23 protein-coding genes and 1 pseudogene are annotated in these 25,564 nt (G+C 70.5%); 14 read left to right on the forward strand and 10 right to left on the reverse strand.

Annotated elements, in window-relative coordinates; translation table 11 throughout:
* Positions 1-205: 205 nt before the first annotated feature.
* Positions 206-637 (reverse strand): dihydrofolate reductase family protein, encoded by a 432-nt coding sequence (locus OG811_RS05315; RefSeq protein WP_406075537.1) that lies wholly within the window; start codon positions 635-637, stop codon positions 206-208.
* A 485-nt stretch (positions 638-1,122) separates the two neighbouring features.
* On the opposite strand from OG811_RS05315, the gene OG811_RS05320 reads away from it, so the two are divergent.
* From OG811_RS05320 to OG811_RS05330, 3 genes are all read left to right on the forward strand, one after another.
* The gene (locus tag OG811_RS05320) at positions 1,123-1,743 is read left to right on the forward strand and encodes a TetR/AcrR family transcriptional regulator (protein ID WP_406072567.1); all 621 of its coding nucleotides are present in this window, start codon (positions 1,123-1,125) and stop codon (positions 1,741-1,743) included.
* 124 nt (positions 1,744-1,867) lie between these two features.
* Positions 1,868-3,367 (forward strand): FAD-dependent monooxygenase, encoded by a 1,500-nt coding sequence (locus OG811_RS05325; protein WP_406072568.1) that lies wholly within the window; start codon positions 1,868-1,870, stop codon positions 3,365-3,367.
* Positions 3,368-4,088: 721 nt separating this feature from the next.
* The gene (locus tag OG811_RS05330) at positions 4,089-4,358 is read left to right on the forward strand and encodes a hypothetical protein (protein WP_406072570.1); all 270 of its coding nucleotides are present in this window, start codon (positions 4,089-4,091) and stop codon (positions 4,356-4,358) included.
* 28 nt (positions 4,359-4,386) lie between these two features.
* On the opposite strand, the gene OG811_RS05335 is transcribed toward OG811_RS05330, so the two are convergent.
* The 4 genes from OG811_RS05335 to OG811_RS05350 are packed head-to-tail and all read right to left on the reverse strand — an operon-like array spanning position 4,387 to position 8,647.
* Positions 4,387-6,768, reverse strand: coding sequence for an ATP-binding cassette domain-containing protein (locus OG811_RS05335; RefSeq protein WP_406072571.1), 2,382 nt, complete (start codon positions 6,766-6,768; stop codon positions 4,387-4,389).
* Positions 6,769-6,795: 27 nt separating this feature from the next.
* The gene (locus OG811_RS05340) at positions 6,796-7,206 is read right to left on the reverse strand and encodes a VOC family protein (RefSeq protein ID WP_406072573.1); all 411 of its coding nucleotides are present in this window, start codon (positions 7,204-7,206) and stop codon (positions 6,796-6,798) included.
* A gap of 5 nt (positions 7,207-7,211) precedes the next feature.
* Complete coding sequence (locus OG811_RS05345) at positions 7,212-7,661, reverse strand: helix-turn-helix transcriptional regulator (RefSeq protein ID WP_406072574.1); 450 nt, start codon at positions 7,659-7,661, stop codon at positions 7,212-7,214.
* A gap of 26 nt (positions 7,662-7,687) precedes the next feature.
* A complete protein-coding gene (locus OG811_RS05350; protein ID WP_406072576.1) occupies positions 7,688-8,647 on the reverse strand; it encodes a DNA polymerase domain-containing protein in 960 nt (319 codons plus the stop codon).
* Between the two features lie 188 nt (positions 8,648-8,835).
* On the opposite strand from OG811_RS05350, the gene OG811_RS05355 reads away from it, so the two are divergent.
* The 3 genes from OG811_RS05355 to OG811_RS05365 all read left to right on the forward strand — a co-directional run bounded on the left by OG811_RS05355 (position 8,836) and on the right by OG811_RS05365 (position 12,166).
* Complete coding sequence (locus tag OG811_RS05355) at positions 8,836-9,270, forward strand: winged helix-turn-helix transcriptional regulator (RefSeq protein ID WP_406072578.1); 435 nt, start codon at positions 8,836-8,838, stop codon at positions 9,268-9,270.
* Positions 9,271-9,371: 101 nt separating this feature from the next.
* Positions 9,372-9,959 carry a TetR/AcrR family transcriptional regulator gene (locus OG811_RS05360; RefSeq protein WP_406072580.1) on the forward strand — a complete coding sequence of 196 codons (588 nt, stop codon included), beginning with the start codon at positions 9,372-9,374 and terminating at the stop codon, positions 9,957-9,959.
* Positions 9,959-12,166: an MMPL family transporter gene (locus OG811_RS05365; protein ID WP_406072581.1), complete on the forward strand. Its 2,208-nt coding sequence runs from the start codon at positions 9,959-9,961 to the stop codon at positions 12,164-12,166. Before OG811_RS05360 ends, OG811_RS05365 begins: the two co-directional genes overlap by 1 nt.
* A gap of 63 nt (positions 12,167-12,229) precedes the next feature.
* Here OG811_RS05365 and OG811_RS05370 read toward each other — a convergent pair whose 3' ends face one another.
* A complete protein-coding gene (locus tag OG811_RS05370; protein ID WP_406075539.1) occupies positions 12,230-13,486 on the reverse strand; it encodes an erythromycin esterase family protein in 1,257 nt (418 codons plus the stop codon).
* Positions 13,487-13,604: 118 nt separating this feature from the next.
* Here OG811_RS05370 and OG811_RS05375 point away from each other — a divergent pair, with 118 nt between their 5' ends.
* On the forward strand, positions 13,605-13,796 hold the full coding sequence (locus OG811_RS05375; protein ID WP_406072583.1) for a DUF2795 domain-containing protein: 192 nt from the start codon (positions 13,605-13,607) through the stop codon (positions 13,794-13,796).
* A 298-nt stretch (positions 13,797-14,094) separates the two neighbouring features.
* On the opposite strand, the gene OG811_RS05380 is transcribed toward OG811_RS05375, so the two are convergent.
* Positions 14,095-14,994 (reverse strand): Gfo/Idh/MocA family protein, encoded by a 900-nt coding sequence (locus tag OG811_RS05380; RefSeq protein ID WP_406075541.1) that lies wholly within the window; start codon positions 14,992-14,994, stop codon positions 14,095-14,097.
* 293 nt (positions 14,995-15,287) lie between these two features.
* Between OG811_RS05380 and OG811_RS05385 the strand changes: the two genes are divergently transcribed.
* Both OG811_RS05385 and OG811_RS05390 read left to right on the forward strand, forming a co-directional pair.
* The gene (locus OG811_RS05385) at positions 15,288-15,683 is read left to right on the forward strand and encodes a hypothetical protein (RefSeq protein ID WP_272613313.1); all 396 of its coding nucleotides are present in this window, start codon (positions 15,288-15,290) and stop codon (positions 15,681-15,683) included.
* Complete coding sequence (locus tag OG811_RS05390; RefSeq protein WP_406072584.1) at positions 15,676-16,092, forward strand: hypothetical protein; 417 nt, start codon at positions 15,676-15,678, stop codon at positions 16,090-16,092. Before OG811_RS05385 ends, OG811_RS05390 begins: the two co-directional genes overlap by 8 nt.
* Positions 16,093-16,147: 55 nt before the next feature.
* Here OG811_RS05390 and fabG read toward each other — a convergent pair whose 3' ends face one another.
* Together fabG and OG811_RS05400 are read right to left on the reverse strand one after the other, a co-directional pair.
* Positions 16,148-16,906 (reverse strand): 3-oxoacyl-ACP reductase FabG, encoded by a 759-nt coding sequence (gene fabG / locus OG811_RS05395; protein ID WP_406072586.1) that lies wholly within the window; start codon positions 16,904-16,906, stop codon positions 16,148-16,150.
* Positions 16,907-16,969: 63 nt separating this feature from the next.
* Positions 16,970-18,622, reverse strand: coding sequence for an alpha-amylase family protein (locus tag OG811_RS05400; protein ID WP_406072588.1), 1,653 nt, complete (start codon positions 18,620-18,622; stop codon positions 16,970-16,972).
* 80 nt (positions 18,623-18,702) lie between these two features.
* On the opposite strand from OG811_RS05400, the gene OG811_RS05405 reads away from it, so the two are divergent.
* Together OG811_RS05405 and OG811_RS05410 are read left to right on the forward strand one after the other, a co-directional pair.
* Positions 18,703-19,317, forward strand: coding sequence for a DUF1349 domain-containing protein (locus OG811_RS05405; protein ID WP_406072589.1), 615 nt, complete (start codon positions 18,703-18,705; stop codon positions 19,315-19,317).
* 69 nt (positions 19,318-19,386) lie between these two features.
* The gene (locus OG811_RS05410) at positions 19,387-20,058 is read left to right on the forward strand and encodes a DedA family protein (RefSeq protein ID WP_406072591.1); all 672 of its coding nucleotides are present in this window, start codon (positions 19,387-19,389) and stop codon (positions 20,056-20,058) included.
* 176 nt (positions 20,059-20,234) lie between these two features.
* On the opposite strand, the gene OG811_RS05415 is transcribed toward OG811_RS05410, so the two are convergent.
* The gene (locus OG811_RS05415; RefSeq protein ID WP_406072593.1) at positions 20,235-21,656 is read right to left on the reverse strand and encodes a carbohydrate-binding protein; all 1,422 of its coding nucleotides are present in this window, start codon (positions 21,654-21,656) and stop codon (positions 20,235-20,237) included.
* Positions 21,657-21,913: 257 nt separating this feature from the next.
* On the opposite strand from OG811_RS05415, the gene OG811_RS05420 reads away from it, so the two are divergent.
* The 3 genes and pseudogenes from OG811_RS05420 to OG811_RS05430 all read left to right on the forward strand — a co-directional run.
* A complete protein-coding gene (locus tag OG811_RS05420) occupies positions 21,914-23,050 on the forward strand; it encodes a glutamate--cysteine ligase (RefSeq protein WP_406072594.1) in 1,137 nt (378 codons plus the stop codon).
* A 21-nt stretch (positions 23,051-23,071) separates the two neighbouring features.
* Positions 23,072-24,442 (forward strand): FAD-dependent oxidoreductase, encoded by a 1,371-nt coding sequence (locus OG811_RS05425; protein WP_406072596.1) that lies wholly within the window; start codon positions 23,072-23,074, stop codon positions 24,440-24,442.
* 72 nt (positions 24,443-24,514) lie between these two features.
* Positions 24,515-25,480 (forward strand): annotated as a pseudogene (locus OG811_RS05430) (LacI family DNA-binding transcriptional regulator); the annotation flags it as partial.
* Between the last annotated feature and the right edge of the window lie 84 nt (positions 25,481-25,564).

Consider the following 25,564-nt stretch of genomic DNA (forward strand, 5'->3'; position numbering starts at 1 on the left):
GACAAGTCCCCGTCGTCGACGAGTCCAGCGCCACGGGCCGGCGTCACCGAAGTCACCGCGGAATGAGCACCCCGACCAGCTGAACACCAACGCGACAACGCGAACACCACCGCCCCGCCGGCGTTGCCGGCGGGGCATCTTGGTGCCCGAAGAACGTCAGGAAGGATTTCGACCCGGCCTCACGAACCGAGCAACTGGCCCGTGCTCATCGCCTCGTCTCGTATCGGGTCAGCACGACGCCGCCGGGAAATGTCCGCGTCTCCACGAGGTTCAGGTTCACCCAGCTGTCTAGCGCGGTGAAGAACGGCGTGCCGCCGCCCACCAGGACCGGCACGGTGACCAGCATGTACTCGTCGATCAGCCCGGCCCGCATGGCCGCCCCGGCGAGCGTCGCGCCGCCGATGTCCATCGGGCCGGCGTCCTCTGTCTTGAGCCGGGTGATCTCGGTGACCGCGTCGCCGGTGACCAGGCGGGTGTTCCAGTCGACCGTGCTGGTCGTCGAGGAGAACACCACCTTCGGCATGTCCCGCCAGCGGCGGGCGTACTCGATTTCCGCCTGTGTGGCGCCGGGCTGCTGGTCGGCGGTCGGCCAGTGGGAACTCATCGCCTCCCACAGCTTGCGCCCATACAGCGCCAGGCCCGTCGCCGCAACCGCCTTGGCAGCTCGAACACGAGGTCAGCCCGCGCATCGGCGCAGCTCAACCCAGGCAACGTCACGGTCAAGCCGTGCAGGTTTGTCTCTAGCCGGGGGCACGTCACAGAACTGCAAAAGCGCAGCGCGACCGGCCGATCACTGATCGTGGACGCCAGCTTCACGCTTCGAGCGATCGAGGATGCCCCGGGCGAACCGCCCGGGGCATCCTCGCGTTCAACCTGATGATCGACATCGGACCCGCCCGGATCGCGGCTACCTATTGCACCTCACGGAGAATGATGCCGTCGCCATCTGATGGACATCCCGTGCGGCCCACTTCACGTAGACCACGGAGGAGCTTGCCTTGATCGTCGTCTTCGGTCCCGCCGAACACCCCCGCGCCACCCGGCAGCGACATCTTTGCGTGTCACGCATCTTTGCGTGTCACGCATCTTTGCGGGATGCGCAACTAGTGCTAGCGTGATGGCATGACGGGGCTGCGGGAGCGCAAGAAGGCCGAGACGCGGGCGGCGCTCGGCTGGGCCGCGATCCATCTCACCGTGGAGCGCGGCTACGACAACGTCCGCGTCGAGGACATTGCCGAGGCGGCTGGTGTCTCCCCGCGCACCTTCAACAACTACTTCTCCAGCAAGGCCGAGGCGATCGCCTCCCGCCACCTCGACCGCAGCCTGCGCACCGCCGCCGCGCTGCGCGAACGCCCCGCCGACGAGCCGCTCTGGGCGGCGCTCATCGGGGCCGCGCTGGAGCAGTTCACGCGCGGCCCCGAGGTCGAGGCGATGCCCTCCCCCGCACACGCCCAGTGGGTGACCGGCGTACGCACCATGCTCGCCGAGCCCGCGCTACAGGGCGAGCGGCTGCGCGCCGTCGCGATCGCCGAGGCCGAGTTGGCCGCTGCGGTCGCCGAGCGCACCGGCACCGACCTCGCCACCAACATGTATCCGAGGCTCGTCGCGGCCGCCGCCAGCGCCGCCGTCGCCGTCGCCGTGCAGCACTATCTCGACAGTGCCGACCCGCCCACCCCGATCGAGCGTCTCATCACCGACGCCTTCACCCAGGTCGCCGCCGGCCTCCCGGCACCGCCCCGCTAACGCCCCCGACCCTCGCTCAAGGCATTGCCTCACCCACGTCTCCAGCCGCGTCACACCCCGCGGCAGGCCGGCCGCGTGCCGCGCCTGCTGTGGCGATGACGCACATCCCGAAGGGATCACGATCATGATCGATGTCCTCATCGTCGGAGCCGGCCCCAACGGCCTCATGCTCGCCTGCGAACTGGCCCTCGCCGGCGTCCACCCCGTCGTCCTCGAACGCCACGCCGCGCCCGCTGGCGAGCCCCGCGCCAACGGCCTCGTCGGCCAGGTCGTCCGCCTGCTCGACCGGCGCGGCCTCTACGCGCGGCTCAGCGGCGAGAGCACTCCGCCGTGCCCCCAACCAGCCTTCACCTTCGGCGCGTTCCCGCTGGATCTCACGATGCTCGCGGAGAACCCGCACTACGTGCTCGGCGTGCCGCAAGCCCAGCTCGAGGCCGCCCTCGCCGCCCGAGCCGCCGAGCTTGGAGTCGACCTGCGTCGCGGCCACGAGGTCCTCGACCTCCGCCAACACCCCGACGCGGTCGAGGTCTGCCTTGCCGACGGTACGCAGCTCGCCTCCCGTTTCCTCGTCGGCGCCGACGGCGGCCGCAGCGCGGTGCGGCGCCTCGCCGGCATCGACTTCCCCGGCGTCACCAACGACCGGTCGATCTCCCGCACCGCCACCGTGACCGTCCCCGCGTCCTCCCTCGACCCCGAGACCGGCGGCCTGCGTGCCGCTGGCTACGGCATCGTCCCGCCGTTCCAGCACACCCGCACCGCGCGCGGCCTCATCGTCTGGGCCCCGTTCCCCGGCCGCCCGGCAATCCTGAGCACGACGGAGTGGCCCGACGCGCCAACGAGCGACGAGACCCCGATGAACCTGGCGGAGCTACGCGCCAGCGTCGCCCGGGTGCTCGGCGCCGACATCCCCATCGGCGCGCCCGACGGCCCTGGCCTGCTGCGGCGGCTGACCGGCGGCAACACCCGCATCGCCACCAGCTATCGCGCCGGCCGGGTGCTGCTGGTCGGCGACGCCGCGCACGTGCACCCCGCGATCGGCGGCCCCGGCCTCAACCTGGGCCTGCAGGACGCCGTCAACCTCGGTTGGAAGCTCGCCGCCACGGTGCACGGCTGGGCACCGCAGGGCCTGCTCGACACGTACGAAACCGAGCGTCGCCCCGTCGCCGAACGGGTCGTCATGTCCACCCAGGCACAGTCGGCGCTCATCGGCCCCGGCGACGAGATCACTGGCCTGCGGGAACTCTTCGCCGAACTGCTGCGCAAGCCGGAGGTGGCCGGGCATATCGCAGCGCTGATGTCCGGCGCGGACATCCACTACCCCGCCGACCCCGCCGACCCGTTGGCCGGCCGCTGCGCCCCCGACGTGGTCGTGCACGGTGACCACGGCCCGATACGCCTCGCCGAGCTGACCCGCGCCGCCCGGCCGCTGCTGCTGGACTCCACGGGCGCCTACGCCGGGGTCACCGCGCCATGGCGAGACCGGGTCGACGTGGTAATCGGCCCACTGCAGGGCACGACCGCGACCGCGTTGCTCGTGCGCCCCGACTGCTTCATCGCCTGGTCCGCCGGGGACGCCGGCACGCTGCGCGCATCGCTCACCCACCACTTCGGCCTTCCACAATGACCAGCAAACACCGTCCACCAGCATAAACGCGTAGGGCGCTCACCTCTGTGCCCCTCACAGGTCCTGGTCGAGCGCCCGGCGCCGTGAAAATCCATGCCGCCGAGGTCAACCATGATTGGGCGCGCGTGGCATCCGCTCATCCGCTAGATGAGTGCGTCGTGGTCGACACGGTGAGGGTGCGATGCGAGCACCGGCAACGGGCCGGCCGTCACCACGAGGCCCGCTCGGAACCACCAATCTGCAACCGCCTTGGCAGCTCGGACACGAGGTCACCGCGCATCGGCCCAGCTCAACGCAGGCAACGGCATGGTCAAGCCGTGCAGGTTTGTCTCTAGCCGGGGGCATCAGAGCTGACCAGCACGAGAAGGCCGCCGACCAAGGGAAAACCCGGTCAGCGGCCTTCATCCTGTGTCCGGTTGTCAGCGGCTGTTGGCGGGCGACGAGATCACCAGCTACTGGAAGAAGCTCAGCGAGGGCTCGATCGTCGTGGTCGACCTCGCACCCGCCGGCTGGGCACCCCTCTACGGCATGCTCACCGACCCGTTCGGCATCACCTGGGTGCTCGACGTCGCTGTCGGGTACAACCCCCTCCTGACCACCCCACGAAGGCCGGCGATCGCACGAGATCAAGAATGTCGCCATGCTGTTTCTCGTGTTGCTCCTCGCCGGTGCGGGCGCCGTCGCCATGTACGCGTAGGGTCTGCTCCACCTCGGCTACGCGGTGCTGCAGGCGGAGGACGGCGGAACCGGCTCCTCCCCGATCGAACCCTGCCGCGAGGCCGGGCCGCAGCGGGCAAGCCAGGTCGACGGGTACGACGTCAGCTACCTGCCGATCCGCTTCGAGTGCCGCCTGAGCAGCGGCGGCACGTTCGTCACCTCATCCGTGCCCGGGTACGTCAACCCGACCACGGCCGTCCTCGGGCTGATCACCGCTACGTGCGGAATCCTCGCCACCACGACGGCACAGCGCGCCCGGCCGCCGGTCGGGTAGACGTTCGACCGGCGGCCACGACCTTCGGTCAGGTGCCGACGTACGCCGCCAGGTGTTCGCCGGTGAGGGTGGATCGGGTGGTGACGAGGTCGGCGGGTGTGCCCTCGAAGACGATCCGGCCACCGTCGCGGCCGGCGCCGGGACCGAGGTCGATGATCCAGTCGGCGTGCGCCATGACCGCCTGGTGGTGCTCGATGACGATCACCGACTTGCCGGCGTCGACGAGGCGGTCGAGCAGGCCGAGCAGTTGCTCGACGTCGGCCAGGTGCAGGCCGGTGGTCGGCTCGTCCAGGACGTAGACGCCGCCCTTCTCGGCCATGTGGGTGGCCAGCTTGAGTCGCTGCCGCTCGCCGCCGGACAGGGTCGTGAGCGGCTGACCCAGGCTGAGGTAGCCGAGCCCCACGTCGGCGAGCCGGTCGAGGATGGCGTGCGCGGCCGGCGTACGCGCCTCGCCGGCGCCGAAGAACTTCTCGGCCTCGGTCACCGACATCGCGAGCACCTCGCTGATGTCGCGACCGCCGAGACGGTATTCCAGCACCGATGCCTGGAACCGTTTGCCCTCGCAGTCCTCGCATCCGGCGGCGACACCGGCCATCATCGCCAGGTCGGTGTAGATGACGCCAGCGCCGTTGCAGCTCGGGCAGGCGCCCTCGGAGTTGGCGCTGAACAGCGCCGGCTTCACACCGTTGGCCTTCGCGAACGCCTTGCGGATCGGGTCGAGCAGCCCGGTGTACGTCGCCGGGTTGCTCCGTCGCGAGCCGCGGATGCCGCCCTGGTCGATCGACACCACACCCGCGCCACCGGGGATCGACCCGTGCACCAGGGAACTCTTGCCGGAGCCGGCGACACCGGTCACGACGACGAGCACTCCGAGCGGCACGTCGACGTCGACGTCGTGCAGGTTGTTGGCCGTCGCGCCACGGATCTCCAGTTTGCCGGTGGGCGTACGCACCGTCTCCTTGAGGGCCGCTCGGTCGTCGAGGTGGCGGCCGGTGATGGTGCCGCTGGCCCGTAGGCCCTCCACGGTGCCCTCGTAGCAGACGGCGCCGCCGTCCGTACCGGCGCCGGGACCGAGATCGACGACGTGGTCGGCAATGGCGATGGCCTCCGGCTTGTGCTCCACGACCAGCACGGTGTTGCCCTTGTCGCGCAGCTGCAGCAGCAGCTCGTTCATCCGCGCGATGTCGTGCGGGTGCAGCCCGATCGTCGGCTCATCGAAGACATAGGTGACGTCGGTGAGCGACGACCCGAGGTGGCGGATCATCTTGGTGCGCTGTGCCTCGCCGCCCGAGAGGGTGCCCGACGGCCGGTCGAGCGACAGGTAGCCCAACCCGATCTCCTCGAACGAGTCGAGGAGGTGTTGCAGCCCCGCCAGCAGCGGGGTCACCGACGGCTCCTCGATCCCCCGCATCCAGGCGGCCAGGTCGCTGATCTGCATCGCGCAGACGTCGGCGATGTTCCTGCCGTTGATCTTCGAGGACCGAGCCTCCGCGCTGAGCCGGGTGCCGTCGCACTCGGGGCAGGTCGCAAACGTCACCGCCCGCTCCACGAAGGCGCGGATGTGCGGCTGGAGCGCGTCGACGTCCTTGGAGAGGAAGGACTTCTGGATCGACGGGATCAGCCCGGCGTACGTCAGGTTGATGCCCTCGACCTTGATCTTGGTGGGCTCCCTGTGGAGCAGGTCCTGCAGCTCCCGCTTGGTGTACTTACTGATCGGCTTGTCCGGGTCGAAGTAGCCGCAGCCGCGGAAGATCCGGCCGTACCAGCCCTCCATGCTGTAACCCGGGATCGTGATCGCGCCCTCGTTGAGCGACTTGCTGTCGTCGTAGAGCGCCGACAGGTCGATGTCGGTGACCGCGCCCATGCCCTCGCAGCGCGGGCACATGCCGCCGAGACGGGTGAAGGTCGCCTTCTCGGTCTTCGTCCTGCCAGCGCCACGCTCGACGGTGATCGCACCGGTGGCCTTCACCGAGGGAACATTGAACGAGTACGCGTTGGGCGAGCCGATGTGCGGTTGCCCGAGCCGGCTGAAGAGGATGCGCAGCATCGCGTTGGCGTCGGTGGCGGTGCCGACGGTGGATCGGGAGTTGGCCCCCATCCGCTCCTGGTCCACGATGATCGCCGTCGTCAGGCCATCCAGCAGGTCGACCTCGGGCCGCGCCAGCGTCGGCATGAAGCCCTGCACGAAGGCGCTGTAGGTCTCATTGATCATCCGTTGCGACTCGGCGGCGATGGTGCCGAACACCAGCGAACTCTTGCCGGAGCCGGAGACGCCCGTGAAAACCGTCAGCCGGCGCTTGGGGATCTCGACGCTGACGTCCTTGAGGTTGTTCACGCGCGCGCCCTGCACGCGGATCAGATCGTGGCTGTCAGCAAGGTGCGGTGCGGACGGCTGGGTGGCCGTGCTCATCGTCTCTCCATCTGTGGGGCCGGACGGTCAGCGCACTTCCTGGATGCGGATCATATTGCCCGCGGGGTCCCGGAAGGCGCAGTCGCGTACGCCGTACGGCTGCTCGGTCGGCTCCTGGACGACCTCGGCGTCGCTTGCTTCCAACTGGGCAAAGGTGGCATCGAGGTCGGAGGTGGCCAGGTTGACGCCAAAGTAGCTGCCCTTGGCCATCAGCTCGAGGATGGTCTGCCGCTCGCTGTCGGTGATGCCAGGGTTGGCGGCCGGCGGGTGCAGGACGATGGACGTCCCGGGCTGACCGACCGGCCCGACCGTGATCCAGCGCATCCCCCCGTACCCGACGTCGTTACGGACCTCGAAACCGAGAGTGTCGCGGTAGAAGGCCAGGGAGGCGTCCGGGTCGGTGTGTGGAAGGAAGCTCGAGTGAATGGTGATGTCCATGACCGTCACGCTAGTTGCGGCTCCGTGACCTGCGCTTCTCGATTCCTGATCGGTCTGGTCACCTGCTTCGCCACGCACGACGGCATCCCCGCCGTCGCCTGCGCCGCCTGACGCCGGTAGACGCTGGGCGGCACGCCGACCAACTCGGTGAAGCGAGTGCTGAAGGTGCCCAGCGACGAGCAGCCGACCGCGAAACAGACGTCGGTGACGCTCAGGTCGCCACGACGCAGCAGCGCCATCGCGCGCTCGATACGGCGCGTCATGAGGTAGCTGTACGGCGACTCGCCATAGGCGAGCCGGAACTCGCGGCTGAGGTGCCCGGCCGACATGTGCGCGCCACGGGCGAGCGCGTCGACGTCCAGCGGCCGCGCGTACTCCCGGTCGATCCGGTCGCGGACCCGGCGCAGCCGCGCTAGGTCGCTCAGTCGCTGGCTCGCGTCGGGTTTGCTGGTCACCTGGGAAATCGTGCCACAACCCACCGTCATTCGGCCTGCCGCCGGGCGCGGGCGCGACGCTTGCCCTCGTGCATGGCCTGCACCCGGGCCACCGGGATGGTCCGGCCCTCCGCGACCAGGTCGGCGGGGAGCGGTTGCGGGGCCGGCATCAGCGCGGCCCACGGGTCACCGTCGGCGACCAGCGACGGCGCGGTCCGGATGGTGAAGTCGGCGGGGGTCACCTCGGTCAGGTCGGCCCAGTCGACCGGGAAGGAGACCGGCATCCCGGGGCGCAGCCGAGGGCTGTACGCGGCCGCCACGGTCGCCCCGCCAGCCCGGGTGGCGTCCACGAAGACCCGGCCACCCCGGTCTTCCTTGATGTACGCCGTGGTGGCCAGCGCCGGATCGAGCCGCTCGGCGCGGACGGCGAGGGCCCGGGTGGCGGCGGCCAACTCCTCCGCCGTGGGCTCGTCGGCCACCGGAACGAAGACGTGCACGCCCTTGGCGCCACTGGTCTTGACCGCACCGGCCAGGCCGGCGTCGGCAAGCGCCTGGCGGACCAGCAGGGCTGCGGCGACCGCCGCGCGGAACCCGTCGCCCTCTGGCGGGTCCAGGTCGAGCACCAGGTGGGTTGGGCGGTGCAGATCCGCCGCGGTGGCCAGCGTCGGGTGGTACTCCACCGCCCGCTGGTTGGCGAACCAGAGCAGGGTGCGACGGTCGTCACAGAGGGCGTACGAGATCTCCCGGTGCGACGCCTCTGCCCAGACCGGCACCCGGCGGACCCAGTCCGGGGTGTAGCGGGGCAGGTTCTTCTGCATGAACGGTGGCTGGCCGGGGCGGACCCGGATCACCGACAGCGGCCGGCCCCGCAACTGCCGGAGGATCTGGTCCCGGACCGCGTCGAGGTAGTCGACCAGGTCACGCTTCGTCGCGTCGTCGCGGTCGGACAGCGGCTGGTCCAGGTTGGTCAGGGCCACGCCGTCCCGGGTCTCATCAGCCTCACTCACCCGACCACCCTCCCGGCCTCGCCGCCGTCGGTCAACCGGACGCGGCGCTTCGGTACGGATCGATTCCGGCACCTGCGCCGACGGGGCCTGCGGGATGGGACGACACGCTCCACGAAACTCCTCCTTGGTGCATGGTTTGTTACCGAGGTCATCGTCTGTGACCATGAGCCGGAGCGGAAGGAGGCACTGTGATGTCCCAGAGGAACAGCGATGTGTCCGCGCTGGTGGAGGCCGAGCTGACCTGCGCGCCCGAAAACGTGCCGTTCACCCCGGGGCAGGCTCGGGCGTGCACCGTCCGCGAGGTGCTCGACCGGGTCGGCGGCAAGTGGAGCATCGGCATCCTGGTCGCCGCGTCGAACGGGCCGGTGCGCTTCACCGAGCTGGAGCGGCACATCGAGGGCATCAGCCGCCGGATGCTCACGTTGACGCTGCGCAACCTGGAGCGCGACGGCCTGCTGCACCGCCGGGTCTATCCGACCGTCCCGCCCAAGGTCGAATACACCGCCACCCCGATGGCGCTGGAGCTCTACGAATCGCTTGTCGCGTTGACCAGTTGGGCCGAGCGACACCGCCCGGCCATCGCCGAGGCGCGGACCAGGTACGACGCCGAGCACGCCGGATAAACCCACCCCGGGTGTGGTGAACGCCACCAAGGTTCTCTGACCGATCGGTCAGGTCCTGACCGATCGGTCAGGCATGCTGGTCCGCGGGAGGTGGACCGGCCATGGTCAGAGCGGTGTCCGAAACGCACGGCGAGATCCTCGCCGCAGCGGCGCGACGGTTCGGGACAACCGGCTACCGGGGCACCTCCCTACAGGACATCGCCCGCGAGGTCGGCTGCTCCAAGGCCACCGTGCTCTACCACTTCGCCAACAAGGAAGCCCTGCTCGCCGAGCTGATGGCTCCCGCGATCGGGGTGCTGCGCGACCTCGACGACCAGCTCACCGGCCTGACCGGAGCGGCCGCCCAGCAGGTCGCCGCACAAGGCTTCGTCGACCTCGCGGTCCGGTTCCGACGGGAGATCGCGGTACTGCGCGGCGAATTCCCGGAGCTGCTGTGCCAGCCGGCCTTCGCGCACATCCAGCAGATCTCCGATCGGCTGCGGGACGCGTTGGCCGGGCATTCCGACCGGCCGGGCGCCCGGATCGCCGCGCTCGTGCTGCTCGCCGGCATCTCCGAGGCGTGCGCCGAGTTCGTCGACATCCCCGACGACGAACTGCGCCCCGCCCTGCTCAGCCTCGTCCGGCGGGCCGTCGAACCCGTCGACGCACCCCTGCCCCAACCACCCACGATCGAGGACAAGGACTCCTGATGGCCACCCTGCTCTACCGGCTCGGCCGGGGCGCGTTGCGCCGGCGACGGCTCGTCGTCGCGCTCTGGCTCGTCGTACTCGTCGTCGCCGGCCTGGCCGCGGCGACCCTGCGCGGCCCGACGGCGAGCAACTTCACCATGCCCGGCACCGAGAGCCAGCGCGCGCTGGACCTGCTGGCCGAGCAGTTCCCCGCAGCCAGCGGTGCCACCGGCACCATCGCGGTCAAGGCCCCGGCTGACGGTCAACTGGGCACCCCGCAGGGCCAGGCCGTGGTGCAGGAGCTCGTCCAGCAGGCCTCGACACTGCCCGGCGTGGTCGGCGCGGTCAACCCGCTCCAGGTCGGCGCGGTCACGCCCAACGGCCGGTACGCGCTGGTCCAGGTCCAGTTCGCGACCGGCGGGGACGAGGTGACCGACGAACAGCGCACCGCGTACGAGCAGGTTGGCGCAGCGGCGAAGGCACAGGGTTGGCAGGTCGCCCCGGGTGGCGAGGTGCTCGGCGGCGAGCCGGAGATCGGCTCCACCGAGGCGCTCGGCGTACTGGTTGCCGCGATCGTCCTGATCATCACGTTCGGCTCCCTGGTGGCCGCCGGAATGACCATGCTCAACGCGCTCATCGGCGTCGGCGCCGGAATGGCCGGGCTGTTCGCGCTGAGCGGCGCCGTCCAGCTCACCAGCACCGCCCCGATCCTGGCGCTGATGCTCGGCCTCGCGGTCGGCATCGACTACTCACTGTTCATCACCTCCCGGCACCGGCAGAACCTGCTTGACGGCCTGTCCCCGGAGGAGGCGGTCGGCCGTGCCGTGGGCACCGCCGGCTCCGCAGTGGTCTTCGCGGGCGCCACCGTGGTCATCGCGCTGGCCGGGCTTGCCGTGGTGAACATCCCGTTCCTCACCGTGATGGGCCTCGCCGCCGCCGGCACGGTCACCGTCGCGGTGCTCGTCGCGATCACCCTTCAGCCGGCACTGCTCGGCTTCGCCGGTCGCCGGGTGCTCCCCCGCCGGCTACGCGCGGTCGCCACCGACGGAACGGCTGCCGACAGCACCGCACCGGCCGCCGAAACCACCACGACCGAGGACGAGTCCCGGTTCGGCTTCCGCTGGGCGCGGCTGGTCACCCGGTTCCGCGTACCGGTCATCCTGGTCGGCCTGCTCGGCCTGGGCCTGCTCGCGCTGCCCACTCCGGACATGCGGCTGGCCCTGCCGGGCGCCGCGACGGCCGCCGTCGGCTCACCCGCCCGCGTGGCGAACGACCTGACCATCGAGGGCTTCGGAGCCGGCTTCACCGGCCGGCTCGCGGTGGTGGTCGCCGGCGACACCCCACAGGCCACCTCGGCCGCCGTGCCGCAGGTGACCGCCCTGCTCCAGCGCACCGAGAACGTCCTCGCGGTGGCGCCGGCCCAGCTCAGCCCGGACGGCCGGACCGCGCTGCTCGGCGTGGTGCCGAAGACCGGCCCGACCGACGAGGCCACCGAGACCCTGGTCCACAACATCCGCGAGTCGGTGGGTGGGATCCGCGATGCGGACGTGCTGCTCACCGGTGTCACCGCGATCGGCATCGACGTCTCCGAGAAGCTCTCCGACGCGCTACCGGTCTACCTGCTGCTGGTGGTCGGGCTCTCGGTGCTGCTGCTGATGCTGGTGTTCCGCTCGCTGCTGGTGCCGATCAAGGCCGCGCTGGGCTTCCTGCTCACCGTCGCCGCCACGTTCGGCATCACGGTGGCGGTCTTCCAGCAGGGGCACCTCGCCGACCTGGTCGGCCTGGACACGCCGGGCCCGCTGATCAGCTTCCTGCCGATCCTGCTCATCGGCATCCTGTTCGGGCTCGCCATGGACTACGAGGTGTTCCTGGTGTCCCGGATGCGGGAGGACTTCGTCCACGGCAAGTCCGCCCGGAAGGCGACCATCAGTGGGATGGGGCACGGCGCCCGGGTGGTCACGGCCGCCGCGCTGATCATGATGTCGGTCTTCGGGGGCTTCGTCTTCCTGGAAGACCCGGTGATCAAGTCGATGGGCTTCGCGCTCGCCATTGGCGTCGCCATCGACGCGTTCGTGGTCCGGATGACCATCGTTCCGGCGGTGATGTCGCTCCTCGGCGACCGCGCCTGGTGGCTCCCCCGCTGGCTCAACCGCGCCCTGCCGAACGTGGACATCGAAGGCGAAGGCCTGCGCGCCCAGATCGAGGACCGCACCCCGACGCACGTCTGACCCGTCCGCAACGGAGGTGGGGTGCCTGTCGGGCAACCCACCTCCGTTGCGTGTTCGGACCGGTCACACGCCGGCTGGGTACGTATCCATCTCGCCGGGGAGGGCCGTGACCGGCAGCGGGTGCAGGGCGGTGGTCTCATCGCACCAGATGAAGGCGTCGTACCGGTCGCCGAGCCGCGTCGGCACATAGTTGCCCCAGGACTCGAAGGACGGGTCGTAGACGACCCCGATCGCCCGGTGGTCCGCGGTGTCGGTGACCCAACCCGGCTGGTCGTCGCCGCCGAAGATCAGCACCGCTCGCTCCGGCATCAACTCGTGCAACCGCCGCTCGATCGACCCCTTCCGAGCGGGAGGCACCACCATCGCCTCAGGAGGCGAACCCCAGCGGGGTGCGGCGATCACCGTGCCCCGGTAGCTACCGAAGCCAATCAGGGCCACCGCGTCGTCGCCGTGCCGTTCCCGGGCCAACTGACCAATGTTGATCATCCCGCCCGCAGCCATGTCGGTGGCCCGGGCGTCTCCGACATGCGTGTTGTGCGCCCAGACGATTCCCCGCGCGTCCGGGCCGTACCGGTCCAACAGCCGGTCCAGGGTGTCCTGCATGTGGGTGTCGCGGATGTTCCACGAGTCCGGACCGCCGGCCACCATCGCCCGGTAGTAACGCTCCGCGCCGGCCACCACCTCCGCGTTCTGCCAGGCCGAGAATCGGTCCGGACCGTCGGAGAGGGCGTGTTCGCGGGTCCGGGCGAGCAGCCGGACCACTTCCTCCTCGCACCGGGCGGAGACGAACCGGCTGGCCGCGCCGTACTCCTCGATCCTCTTGCCGTACGGCTCGAAGCAGCGGTACGCGTCCTGCGCCGCCTCCAGCGAAGTCGGGTCCTCCTCCCCCAGGTAGTCGAAGATCGCCTGCATCGACTCCCAGAGGCTGTACACGTCGAGCCCGTGGAACCCGGCGCGTTGATCCTCCGGCCGCTCCACATTCCAGGCCCGCAGCCAGCTGGCGAACCGGGCCACCTCGGCGTTGGCCCACATCCAGGTCGGCCAGCGCTCAAACTGGTCGAGCGCGAGCTGCGGTTCGAGTGCGCCGCCCGGCGCGGCGGTCACCGAACGGTGCACCCGGTCACAGTCCGGCCAGTCGCCCTCCACCGCCACGAAGGAGAAGCCGCACTCCGCGATCAACCGGCGGGTGAGCTGCTCACGCAACCGGTAGTAGTCGTAACTGCCGTGGGTGGACTCCCCGATCATCACCACCCGGGCGCCCCGAACGCGCTCCAGCAACGGGTCGAAATCGCTCGGCGCGCCGAGCCGCTGAACCAGCATGCCAGCGGCTACCCGGCCGCCGCTACGGCAAACCGTGGGCGCGTCGTGGGCCGACACGCCGGCCGCCGGCCGCCGGGCCGACCGGTGTACGGGTGCGGCGAGTGGGTAGCCGGCCGGCATGACCGTCATCGGGGTTCAGTTGCAGGAGTACCTGGCCGGGCTCGACTACCCGGTGTCGCGGGAGGACCTGATCCGCTGGGGGCAGGAGAACGGGGCCAGCACGGCGATGTTGCAGATGTTGCAGGCGTTGCCAGCAGAGCAGTTCGACTCACCAGACGAACTGAACGCCGCCCTAACCACCCTCTCCTAACCACGCACCACGCCCCCGTCCTCGCCCCCGTCCTCGTCGATCTAGGGCATATCGCTGTGATCGGAGATCGTCCAACGACGATATGCCCTAGATCGACGAGGACGGGGGCGCGCGGGGCAGGGGCGCGCGGGGCAGGGGCGCGCGGGGCAGGGGGGATGTTGTGGGTTAGTCCCTGCCGCTCCGCTTCGCGAAGCGGAGCGGCCCTAATCGGGAGGAAGTAGGTCTACTTCCGGATTAGTCCTTGCTGCTTCGCTCCGCGAAGCGGCCCTAATCGGGAGGAAGTAGGTCTACTTCCGGGTCAGGGGAGGCGGATGGTGCGGGATTCGGTGCGGGCGGTTTCGGCGGCGGCGAGGATGCCAACGACCTCACGCCCGAAGCGGACGTCGCAGCGGTGATCCCGCGTACCGGCCTGCACCTGCTCGACGAGCTGGTCGATCGCGACACCGAACGCCGTGGCGGCGTCGTTTTCGCCGAACGGGACGGTCTCGATGCCGTTCTCGCCGTAGAAGACGAACTCCCGGGCCATCGACTCGGTCGGGGCGTCCAGGGAGAGCGAGGCGCTGCTCGTGGCACCGCCCTCGTGGGTGAGCAGCAGGTGCACCATCCCGCTCGGCCCGTCCATCGCCGCCACCTGGGTCACCCGGCCCAGCACCGGCAGAAGGATGGAGAGCGCGTGCGGGGCGATGTCCCAGAGTGCGCCGTGCTCCCGGCGCCACAACGAGCCGCCGTACGGGCTACCGTCCTGAAAGATCGAGGCGAAGGCGGTGGTCCGACCATGCTGCCACCCCCCGGCGGCGGCGGTAGCGGCGAGGAAAGCGGTCACGTTCGGCTGGAAACGCTGGGTGAAGAACACGACCGAGGCGACCCCGGACTCCTCGGCGGAGGCCACCACCCGGTCGGCATCGGCCACGGTGAGCGCCAACGGCTTGTCCAGCAGCAGGTGCCGGCCGGCGGCGGCCGCCCGAACCGCGATGTCGGCCTGGATGTCCGGCGGCAGGGCGACGGCGACCGCCTCGCACCGCTCGATCAGTGCGTCGACGTCGGCGAAGGCCGGCACCCCGTACAGTTCGGCCAGCGCCGAGGCCCGCTCCGGGTTACGGCCCCACACCCCGACCAGCTCTGCGTCCGGGTGTGCGTGCAGCGCCTTCCCGTGCGTCTCGATCGCCCAGTTACCGGTGCCGAACAAGCCGAACCTCAGCACGTGTACCTCCGCCTATTTCCTTCGCCGTGGCATCGCCCCGGGCCTGATCCACGCTAGTCGTCCCGCCTGCCGCCCCGGCGGAGGGTCGACCAACCGAGCCGTCCAGTTCGCTCCGCAACACCTCGCAGAAGCGTCCGGAGGCAGCAGATTCCCCGAAAGTGCGCGGATCATCGGACCCGCGCGCGGCCTGGATGGACGGGCGGGCCGGGCGGCGGCGAGACGGGGTCAGTCGCTTACTACGACGGTTAGTAGGCTGTGCCGGTGACCGAGGCAACGACCAGGTGCGGCCGATGACCAGCGCGGCGGCGGCCAACTCACCGGTGGACGGGATCCTGGCGACGACATCGATCGTGCTGTCGCTGCTCGTCGCGGCGTGGGCGCTGGTGGCGACGGTGCGCCACCGACCGCCGGACCGGGTGCAGTTCATCGGCCTGGCCATCCTCGAACTGGCGCTGCTCGTGTTGAGCGTGCTGGCGCTGGTCGCGGTCGGCGGTGGGGACCGACCCGGTGAGCCCGGCGCCTTCTTCGGCTACCTGGTCACGCTGGTGTGCCTGCCGCCGTTGGCCTGGGTGCTGGCCCGGATGGAGCCGACCCGTTGGGGCTCGGCGATCGTCTGCGCGGTCTGCCTGGTGGCTCCGGTGGTGGTGGTCCGGTTGCAGCAGACCTGGGAGGTGCTCGGTGGTTGAGACACGACCGGGCGGACGCGCCACGAACGCCGGCCCGGGCCGACTGCTGATCGCGGTCTACCTGCTCTTCGCCATCGCGGCGACAAGCCGCGCCGGCCTGCAGATCGCCACCAAGTTCGACGAGGCGCCGGTGGCGTACCTGCTGTCCGGTGTGGCCGCGCTCATCTACATCGTGGCGGCGGTGGGGTTGGCCCGCGCCGGGCACACCGGCCGACGGGTCGCGTTGGTGTGCTGCTCCGTGGAGTTGGTCGGGGTGGTCGCGGTCGGCATCCTGAGTTTGGTCGACAAGGAGCTCTTCCCGGACGAGACGGTCTGGTCGCAGTTCGGCAGCGGGTACGGCTACATCCCGCTGGTGCTGCCGGTGCTCGGCCTGATCTGGCTCTGGCGCACCCGCCGCACCCCCGCCTGACCCGGCGACGAGGGCGTCTCCTCCGCGAAGGAAGCGCCCTCGTCGGGAGTACGGGTCAGTCCCGTGGGCCGCCGGCGACGTAGATGACCTGGCCGGAGACGAATCCGGCGCCCTCGCTCGTCAGGAACGAGATGGTGTGCGCGACGTCGTCCGGCCGTCCCGGGCGACGGACCGGGATCTCGGCCGCGGCGTGCTTCTGGAAGTCGGCGAAGTCGACCTTCATCCGGGCGGCGGTGGCCGCGGTCATGTCGGTGACGATGAAGCCGGGCGCGACGGCGTTGACAGTCACCCCGAACGGCCCCAGCTCGATGGCGAGCGTCTTGGTGAAACCCTGCAGGCCGGCCTTGGCGGCGGCGTAGTTCGCCTGGCCCCGGTTGCCCAGGGCGGAGGTGCTGGAGAGGTTGACGATCCGCCCCCACTTGCGGTCCACCATGTGCTTCTGGGCAGCCTGGCTGAACAGGAACGCGCCGCGCAGGTGCACCCCCATCACGGTGTCCCAATCGGCGTTGGTCATCTTGAACAGCAGGTTGTCACGGAGCACACCGGCGTTGTTGACCAGGACGGTGGGCGCGCCCAGTTCGGCGGCGACACGGCCCACCGCCGCCTCGACCTGGTCGCGGTCGGAGACGTCGGCGCCCACACCGAGCGCCCGACCACCGGCGCTGGCGATGGCATCCACCGTCTCCTTGGTGGCCGCCTCCTCGATGTCGACCACGGCGACGGCCATTCCGTCGGCGGCCAGCCGCCGGGCGGTGGCCGCACCGATACCGCGTGCGGCTCCGGTGACGATGGCGACGCGGGGCTCCTCCGACATGATTACCTCCGGGTAACTTGGGGTCGATCGAAGGAGCTTAACCCCGTGCTCTTCCGGCTGAGGTCAGCAGGCGGGGCCCCGACAGAGCCGGATCCACCGGTAGCCGTGGCCGGAAACCTTCACCGCGCCGAGCTTGCCCAGCTCGCCGTAGCCACGATCGGCGAGCACGTCGACCGGCAGGTCGGCCTCCGGCTCAAGGGTGCTCAGGTCCACCTCGACGTCGTCGGCGCCCAGGTTGTGCACGAACACCATCGTCCCGCTCGGCCCGTCCGCCCGGTGCGCGAGCACTCCGGCCGGCATCGCCACGTCGATGTGGGTGGTGGAGCCGGAGCCGATCTCGGGGGCCTCGCGCAGCGTGCGAATCATGCGCTCGAACCAGCCGAGCAGCGACTTCGAGTCGTTACGCTGGGCGGTGACGTTTACCGTCTGATAGCCGAACTCACCCTTGTCGATCAGCGGGCGGACCAGCTTCTCCGGATCCGCCGTGGAGAAGCCGGCGTTCGCCGCAAAAGACCACTGCATCGGGGTACGGATCGCCTCCCGACCGGGCAGCGACAGGTCCTCGCCCATCCCGATCTCCTCGCCGTAGCGCAGCACCGGCGTGCCGCGCATCGAGAACTGCAGGGCGTACGCCAGCTCGATGCGCCGCCGGTCGTTGCCGAGCATCGAGGCGAGCCGACGACGGATGCCCCGGTCGTAGATGCGCATGTTCTCGTTCGGGCCGAACTGCGCGTACACCTGGTTGCGCTGTTCGGTGGTCAGCCTGGACAGGTCGATCTCGTCGTGGTTGCGCAGGAAGGTGGCCCACTGGCCGCCGACGGGAAGCTTCGGGGTGTCGCGCAGCGCCTCGATCAACGACTCCGGGTCCTGCCGGGCCAGGGCCAGCATGAGCCGCCCGTTGAGCATGAAGTCGAAGAGCATGTGGATGCGGTTGCCGGAGCCGCTGGCGTCACCGAAAAAGGTCGGCAGCTGGTCCGGCTCGACGTTCGCCTCGGCCAGCAGGACGGCGTCGCCGCGCCGCCACTGCACGTGCTGGCGCATCTCGGTGAGGAACTCGAAGTCCTTCGGGGAGTTGGGGTTGCCCGGTTCGGTCAGCTCGATGATGAACGGCACCGCGTCCATCCGGAAGCCGGAGACGCCGAGCTGGAGCCAGAACGACATGATCTTCTTGATCTCCGCCCGCACCTGCGGGTTGGTGAAGTTGAGATCCGGCTGGAACTTGTAGAACCGGTGGTAGAACCACGCCTTGGCGGTCCGGTCGTAGCTCCAGGTCTCGTTCTGCTCGCCGGGGAAGACCATGCCCTGGTGCCGGTCGGCCGGCTCGGTGTCGGACCAGACGAACCAGTCACGGTACGGCGAGTCCGGCGAGGAGCGGGCGGACTGGAACCACGGGTGCTCGTCGGAGGTGTGGTTGACCACCAGGTCGATGATCACGCGGATGCCCCGGTTCTGTGCCTGGTGCAGCAGCTCGGCGAAGTCGCCCAGGGTGCCGAAGCGCGGGTCCACGTTGTAGAAGTCGGTGACGTCGTAGCCGTCGTCGCGGTTGGGCGACGGGTGGATCGGGTGCAGCCACAGGCAGGTCACCCCCAGCCGGGCCAGGTAGTCCAGCCTCCCGATCAGCCCACGGATGTCACCGACCCCGTCGCCGTCGGAGTCGGCGTACGTGTCGATGTCGAGGCAGTAGACGACGGCTTCGGAATACCAACGGTCACCCATGCTGGAGAAACATCTCCGGTTGATCATTGCGGCAAACCAGCTCCGCGGGCCACGGGCCGCGGTGGGTTACCGTGCCGAGCATGCAGATCGACCTCGTACCGCCGAGTGAGCCGTTGGACTGGTCCCGGGGCAGTTGGCTGCACCCGCCGGTACGCGTCGAGGAGGGCCCGTCCGGTGAGCTGGTCGTCGAACCGGCGGCGGAGAGCGACTTCTGGCGGCGGACCAGCTACGGCTTCGTCCATGACAACGGGCCGGCCCTGCTGGCACCACTGCCGGTCGGCTCCGCCATGGAGGTGAGCTTCCGGCTGGACTTCTCGGCGCAGTTCGACCAGGCCGGTGCGCTCGTCCGCGTCGACGAACGGACCTGGACCAAGGCCGGCGTCGAGATGAGCGACGGCGAGTCGCAGCTCGGCGCGGTGGTGACCCGGGAGTTCTCCGACTGGTCGGTGGCGCCGGTGCCGGAATGGGCGGGCCGGGAGGTGACCGTCCGGGTCAGCCGGGCCGGCGACGCGCTGACCGTCCGCGCCAGAGCCGACGACGAGCCGTGGCGACTGGTTCGGCTCGTTCCGCTGGACCCGGCGGCCGAGGCCATGGCCGGCCCGTTCTGCTGCGCGCCGTCCCGGGCCGGTCTGACCGTGGTGTTCACCGGCTGGCGGCAGGGTCCGGCGGACACCGCGCTGCACCCGGAGCACTGACCGGCAGGTGTGCACGGGCCGGCTGCGGGTATGACAGTCCGATCCCACAGCCGACCCGGAAGGACGACCATGGCGTACGCCCAGACTGGCGACCCGTCCGAGTTCACCGGGTTGACCGGTTGGGTGGCCACCGTGATCGAGGCGATGGGCCCGGTCGGCGTGGCGCTGCTGGTGGCGCTGGAGAGCATCGTCCCCCCGATCCCCAGCGAGGTCGTGCTGGCGATGGCCGGCTTTCTGGCCCACGAGGGCCAGTTCAACGTCGTGGTCGTGACGCTGGCCGCGACGGCCGGCTCGCTGGTCGGCGCGTTGGTGCTCTACTGGCTCGGCGCGGCGCTGGGCGAGGAACGGCTCAAGCGCTGGCTGGACCGCATCCCGTTGGTGGACCGCGACGACCTGGAGAAGGCCGACCGCTGGTTCGAGCGGCACGGCCGGTGGGCGGTGCTGATCGGCCGGGTGGTGCCGGTGGTCCGCAGCCTGGTCTCCGTGCCGGCCGGGGCCAACCGGATGCCGCTGGGCGAGTTCATCCTGCTCACCACCATCGGCAGCGGGGTGTGGAACGGTCTCATCGTCGGGGCCGGCTACGCGCTCGGCAGCCAGTGGCAGGACGTCGAACGCTACAGCGACTGGTTCAACTACGCGATCGTCGCGGTCTTCGTCGTCATGGCGGCCAGTTGGGTGATCCGCAAGGTCCGCCGACGTCGGGAGCGCAACGACCGGCGGTCGGTGACCGCCAATCGCTGATCCGTGTCACCGGTTACCGCTGGCACCCTCGATGGACGCCAGCGAGGGCTTTCAGTGGCAGGTTTCATGCGACCCTCCACGCCCGGGACGGGCATCCATCGACACCAAGAGGTCGACGCGATGATCGGGCCTCCCGCCGCGCGGCTACGCGACGGGAGGCCCGGAAGGTGCCCGCCTCAGCGGCGGAAGGTGAACCAGTTGACGTTGACGAAGTCGTTCGGTTGGCCGCTGGTGAAGGTGAGGTAGACGGCGTGCCGGCCGGTCACCGCGCCGACATTGCCGGGCACCGAGCGCCAGCTCTGCCAGCCGCCGGTGTTGCCGATCGCGAAGCTGCCGATGGGCGCCGCCGTCGGGCTGTCCAGCCGCACCTCGACCAGGCCGCTCACCCCGCTCGCCGCGCCGGAGGCCACCCGTGCCACGAAGTCCCGTGGCGGCGTGGAGCCGAACTCGACGTTGTCGTAGCGCACCCAGTCCCCGTTACGCAGCGCGCCGATGTTCTGCCCGCCCTCGGCGCACGCCTCGACGATCACGCCGTTCTGCGCGCTGAACGCCTCGGCCTCGATCTGCCCGTACGCATCCCTCGTGCCGCCGGGCGGCGGCGTGGTGGGCGGCGGAGTGGTGGGCGGCGGAGTGGTTCCGCCACCGCGGCGGTACACCGCCACGTAGTCGACCAGCATCGGCCGACCCGGGACGGTCGCCGCAGTGGGCGTGCCACTGCCGGCCACCCCGTTCGGGAACGCCCCGCCCATCGCCACGTTGAGCAGCAGGAAATAGCCCGCGTGCGAGGTCATCTGCGACCAGGCCGGTTCGCCGACCCGGCTCTGGGTGACGGTGTGGTAGAGCTGCCCGTCGACGTACCAGCGCAGTTGCTGGGGGCTGATCGAGGCGTCCCACTCGAACCGGTAGGTGTGGAAAGCGGACTGGCAGCTGGCACCCGGGCAGGCCCGGGACGCGCCGATGCCGTTGAACTCGTCGCACGGCCCGCCCGGGGCGACGCCGCAGTGCAGCACTCCCCAGACGGAGTTGATGCCATTGACGTTCTCCATCACGTCGAACTCGCCGATGCCCGGCCAGTTCTGGTAGTTGCCCCGGTAGGGGGCGCCGAGCGCCCAGAACGCGGGCCAGTAGCCGGCCGCGGCGGCACCGGTGACGTTCGGCATCTGGATCCGACCCTCGATGGCCAGCACGCCACCGGCCGGGGCCTTGAAGTCGCTGCGCACGGTCTCGATCCGAGCGGAGGTCCAGCCGCCCCCACCGTCGCGCAGCGGCGTGATCCGCAGGTTTCCGCCGCCGTCGTGGCTCACGTTGGCGGTGCTGGCGGTGTAGTTCTGGATCTCGCCGGTGCCCCAGTTGGCCGGGCCGCCGGGGTAGTTGTGCCCGGTGTCGATGATCCAGTTGGCGGCCGACGGCAGGGTGCCGGCCGCACCGGTGAAGTCGTCGCTCCAGACCGTGCTCCAGCCGGCGGCGGGGGGCGGAACGGCGGCCTGCGCGGTCACGGTGATGCCGGCCAGGGCGGTAGTGGTGGCGACGAGCAGGACGGACGCCAGCAGGCGTCGTCGGACGGGCGGGGCGGCGGTGGCCGCCGGAGGAGGTGGCATGGACGTGCCTCTCTGCGGGGGACGGGTCGAGAGAGCGCTCTCTCAGAGTTGTACGTCTCGCGGAGAGAGTTGTCAACGTCGATCTTTACCGACCACCGCGGCGAGCGTCACGCCGTCTGGCCGAATCGCGGCCCTACCTGATCGGTCCGTCGAGGACGACGTACCGCCGCCACGTTTCCCGGCATCGACACGTTGGGTAACCAAACGGGGGACCGACGCGGATGGACCACGAACGGTAGGAACGGACGGTGGTGTCGATGACCGGCCAGGTGGCGGAGGCCCCCAGCGAGATCGCTGCGGCGACCGGGTTGCTCACCGTGGGAGTCGAGGAGGAGTTTCTGCTCGTCGACCCGCACACCGGGGCCGCGGTCCCGGCCGTCGACCTGGTCCTGGAGCAGGTGCCGGCGGAGCTGCGCGGGCAGGTGGAGCGGGAGTTCCAGACCAGTCAGATCGAGATCGGCAGTCCGCCCGGCCTCGAACTCTCGTCGATCCGGCACTCCCTCGGCGTGCTGCGTCGGTCGCTCGCCGACGCTGCCGAGCGGGCCGGCGTACGCCTGCTCGCCATCGGCACCGGCCCGGTGAACGGCCCGGTGCCCCCGGTGGTGGACAAGCCCCGCTTCGACCGGATGATCGAGCGGTTCCGGCTGCTCGTTCCCGGTCCCGGCAACAACGGCATGCACGTGCACGTGGGCGTGCCCGACCCGGACACCGGCGTGCAGGTGCTCAACCACGTACGGCCGTGGCTGCCGTTGCTGCACGCGGTGACCACCAACTCCCCGTTCGCCCGTGGCGAGGAGACCGGCTACGCCAGTTGGCGCTCGGTGGAGTGGGAGCGCTGGCCGTCGGTGGCCCCGACGCCGTGGCTGGAGTCGCACGAGCACTACCAGCGGCTGATCCGTCAGCTGATCTCCAGCGGGGTGATGCTCGACGAGGGGATGCTCTACTGGTACGCCCGCCTCTCGGCGAAATACCCGACGGTGGAGCTGCGGATCGGCGACGTCTGCCCGTCGGTGGACGACGCGGTGCTGGTCGCCGCGCTGGTCCGGGCCCTGGTGGCCACCGTCATGGCGGATGTCGAAGCCGACCGGCCGGCGTTGCGGACCGACCACCACCTGCTGGTCGGCGCGCACTGGCGAGCCGCCCATGACGGCCTGGAAGGCGACGCCGTCGACGTGACCACTGGTGAGCTGCGCCCGACCTGGGAGCTGCTGGACCAGTTCGTGGAGCGGCTGCGGCCGGCGCTGGAGCAGCACGGCGACTGGGCCGAGGTGACCGACCTGCTGGGCGGGCTGCGCCGGCACGGCAGCGGTGCGGCACGGCAACGCACGGTGTACGCGCGCACCGGACAACTCACCGACGTGGTGCAGGACGTCGCACGGCAGACCCGCGGCTGATCACCGTGACAGGATGAACCCGTGGCGCAACGGCTGATTGTCATCGGCGGGGACGCCGCCGGAATGTCGGCGGCGTCCCAGGCCCGACGCCGCCGCGACCGTGCCAACCTGGAGATCGTGGTCTTCGAACGAGGCCACTTCACCTCCTACTCGGCGTGCGGCATCCCGTACTGGATCAGCGGGCTGGTGCCCAATCCGGAGGCGTTGATCGCCCGGGATCCGGAGACGTTCCGCACGACGTTCGCCATGGACGTTCGGATGCGCCACGAGGTCACGGCCATCGACCTGGAACGCCGCGAGGTCGTCGCCCGGGACCTGGACGGCGGCGGCGAGGTCCGCGAGCGCTTCGACGACCTGATGTACGCGACGGGCGCGGTGCCGGTGAAGCCGCCGTGGGCGGACACCGACGCGGGCGGCGTGTTCGGCATGCAGACCCTCGACGACGGGGCGGCGCTGCGCGAGTGGCTGGACGGCGACCCGAAGCCGCGCCGGGCCGTGGTGGTCGGTGGCGGATACATCGGCGTGGAGATCGCCGAGGCGCTGTTCGAACGAGGGCTCTCGGTGACCCTCGTGGAGGCGACAGAGCAGCCCATGGCAAAGGTGGACGGCGACATGGCCGAGCTGGTCGCCGACGCGATGCGCGGCCTCGGCATCACGATCCGCACCGGCCTGCGGGTGACCGGCCTGGAGCAACAGAACGGCCGGGTGTCCGCGGTGGTCACGGCCGAGGGGCCGATGCCGGCCGACGTCGTGGTCCTGGGCCTGGGTGTACGCCCGAACGCCGCGCTGGCCGAGGCTGCCGGGTTCCCGATCGGGCCGACCGGTGGGATCCGGGTGGACCGCCGGATGCGCGTGCCAGGGCGGCCCGGGATCTGGGCGGCCGGCGACTGTGTGGAGACGCTGCACCGGGTCAGCGGGATGCCGGTGCACGTGCCGCTGGGCACGCACGCCAACAAGCAGGGCCGCACCGCCGGGATCAACATCGGCGGCGGGTACGCCACCTTCACCGGCGTGATCGGCACGGCGGTGACCAAGGTCTGCGACCTGGAGGTCGGTCGGACCGGCCTGCGTGAGCAGGAAGCCGCCGAGGCCGGCTTCGAGTTCGTCTCGGTGGTCGTCGAGTCGACGAACCGGGCCGGCTACTACCCCGGTGCCCGGCCGATGACCGTCAAGCTGATCGCCGAACGGCCCAGCGGCCGGTTGCTCGGCGCGCAGATCGTCGGCTGGTCCGAGGCGGCCAAACGGATCGACACGCTGGCCGTAGCTCTCTGGAACGGCATGACGGTGGACGATATGACGTCGCTCGACCTGGGCTACGCTCCGCCGTACGCGCCGGTGTGGGATCCGGTGCTCATCGCCGCCCGAAAAGCGGTCGACGCGCTCGACCGCTGACCCGCGCCCGTCGTGGAGGACCACCCCGTGACCCAGACCCCGACCCGGCCGACTGTGCGTCGGCGCCCGACGATGGTCGACGTGGCCCGGCGCGCCGACGTCAGCCTGAAGACGGTCTCCCGGGTGGTCAACGACGAGCCGGTGGGGCAGGAACTGGTCGGCCGGGTGCTGGCCGCCATCGCCGAGCTGGGCTTCCGGCGCAACGACATCGCCCGCAACCTGCGCTCCCGGCAGCTCAACGCCACGGTCGGGCTGCTCATCGAGGAGATCGCCAACCCGTTCTACGCGACCATCGCGAGCGTCGCCGCCGAGATCGCCGCCGCCCACGGCACCATGCTGATCACCGCGTCGTCGGAGGAGGACCCGGAGCGGGAACGCGCCCTGCTCCAGGATTTCACCCAGCGCCGGGTCGACGGGCTGCTGGTGGTGCCGGCGGGCCTCGACCACTCGTTCCTGCGTCGTGAGGTCGAGCTGGGGATGCCGGTGGTCTTCCTGGACCGGCCGCCGCAGGGGCTGCTGGCCGACGCCGTGCTGTTGGACAACCGGGGCGGCAGCCACGCCGGCGTCGGCGCGCTGCTCGACGAGGGACACCGACGGGTGGGCCTCCTGCTCGGAGCGCCGAGCGTGCCCACGATGCGGGAGCGGCTGGCCGGGGCGCGGGCGGCGCTGGACGCGGCCGGGATCGAGCCGGACGAGTCGCTGGTCCGTGAGAGGCTCATCGCCCCCGAGGAGGCGGGGCTGGCGGTCGCCGCGCTGCTCGACCTGGCGGACCCGCCCACCGCCTTCTTCTGCGCCAACAACCGGCTCACCGTCGGCGCCCTTCAGGAGCTGCACCGGCGGGGCAGTGACGCGGCGCTGGTCGGCTTCGACGATTTCGAACTGGCCCACCTGATGCCCCGGCCGCTGACCGTCGTCGCCTACGACACCCGGGAGCTGGCGAGGGTGGCCACCGAGCGCTTGTTCCAGCGAATCGCCGGCGACGACGACTCCCCACCGTCAACGACGGTGCTCCCCACCAGACTCCTACCCCGAGGCCTGACCCCACCCCAACCCCCACGCGATCTTGCACTTGCTGTCGCCGATTTGCCCAAGATGGCAACTTTTGTCGAGGCAGAAAGTGCA

Source organism: Micromonospora sp. NBC_01638 (assembly GCF_045209745.1).
In the GTDB taxonomy this organism is placed as follows: domain Bacteria; phylum Actinomycetota; class Actinomycetes; order Mycobacteriales; family Micromonosporaceae; genus Micromonospora.

Coding starts and splice junctions, on each gene's coding strand:
- OG811_RS05400 (WP_406072588.1), bottom strand. CDS start 18,622: ATGGGTGACCGTTGGTATTCCGAAGCCGTCGTCTACTGCCTCGACATC.
- OG811_RS05415 (WP_406072593.1), bottom strand. CDS start 21,656: ATGCCACCTCCTCCGGCGGCCACCGCCGCCCCGCCCGTCCGACGACGC.
- fabG (WP_406072586.1), bottom strand. CDS start 16,906: ATGTCGGAGGAGCCCCGCGTCGCCATCGTCACCGGAGCCGCACGCGGT.
- OG811_RS05340 (WP_406072573.1), bottom strand. CDS start 7,206: ATGGACATCACCATTCACTCGAGCTTCCTTCCACACACCGACCCGGAC.
- OG811_RS05370 (WP_406075539.1), bottom strand. CDS start 13,486: ATGCTGGTTCAGCGGCTCGGCGCGCCGAGCGATTTCGACCCGTTGCTG.
- OG811_RS05410 (WP_406072591.1), top strand. CDS start 19,387: ATGGCGTACGCCCAGACTGGCGACCCGTCCGAGTTCACCGGGTTGACC.
- OG811_RS05420 (WP_406072594.1), top strand. CDS start 21,914: ATGACCGGCCAGGTGGCGGAGGCCCCCAGCGAGATCGCTGCGGCGACC.
- OG811_RS05335 (WP_406072571.1), bottom strand. CDS start 6,768: ATGAGCACGGCCACCCAGCCGTCCGCACCGCACCTTGCTGACAGCCAC.
- OG811_RS05360 (WP_406072580.1), top strand. CDS start 9,372: ATGGTCAGAGCGGTGTCCGAAACGCACGGCGAGATCCTCGCCGCAGCG.
- OG811_RS05320 (WP_406072567.1), top strand. CDS start 1,123: ATGACGGGGCTGCGGGAGCGCAAGAAGGCCGAGACGCGGGCGGCGCTC.
- OG811_RS05405 (WP_406072589.1), top strand. CDS start 18,703: ATGCAGATCGACCTCGTACCGCCGAGTGAGCCGTTGGACTGGTCCCGG.
- OG811_RS05325 (WP_406072568.1), top strand. CDS start 1,868: ATGATCGATGTCCTCATCGTCGGAGCCGGCCCCAACGGCCTCATGCTC.
- OG811_RS05385 (WP_272613313.1), top strand. CDS start 15,288: ATGACCAGCGCGGCGGCGGCCAACTCACCGGTGGACGGGATCCTGGCG.
- OG811_RS05365 (WP_406072581.1), top strand. CDS start 9,959: ATGGCCACCCTGCTCTACCGGCTCGGCCGGGGCGCGTTGCGCCGGCGA.
- OG811_RS05375 (WP_406072583.1), top strand. CDS start 13,605: ATGACCGTCATCGGGGTTCAGTTGCAGGAGTACCTGGCCGGGCTCGAC.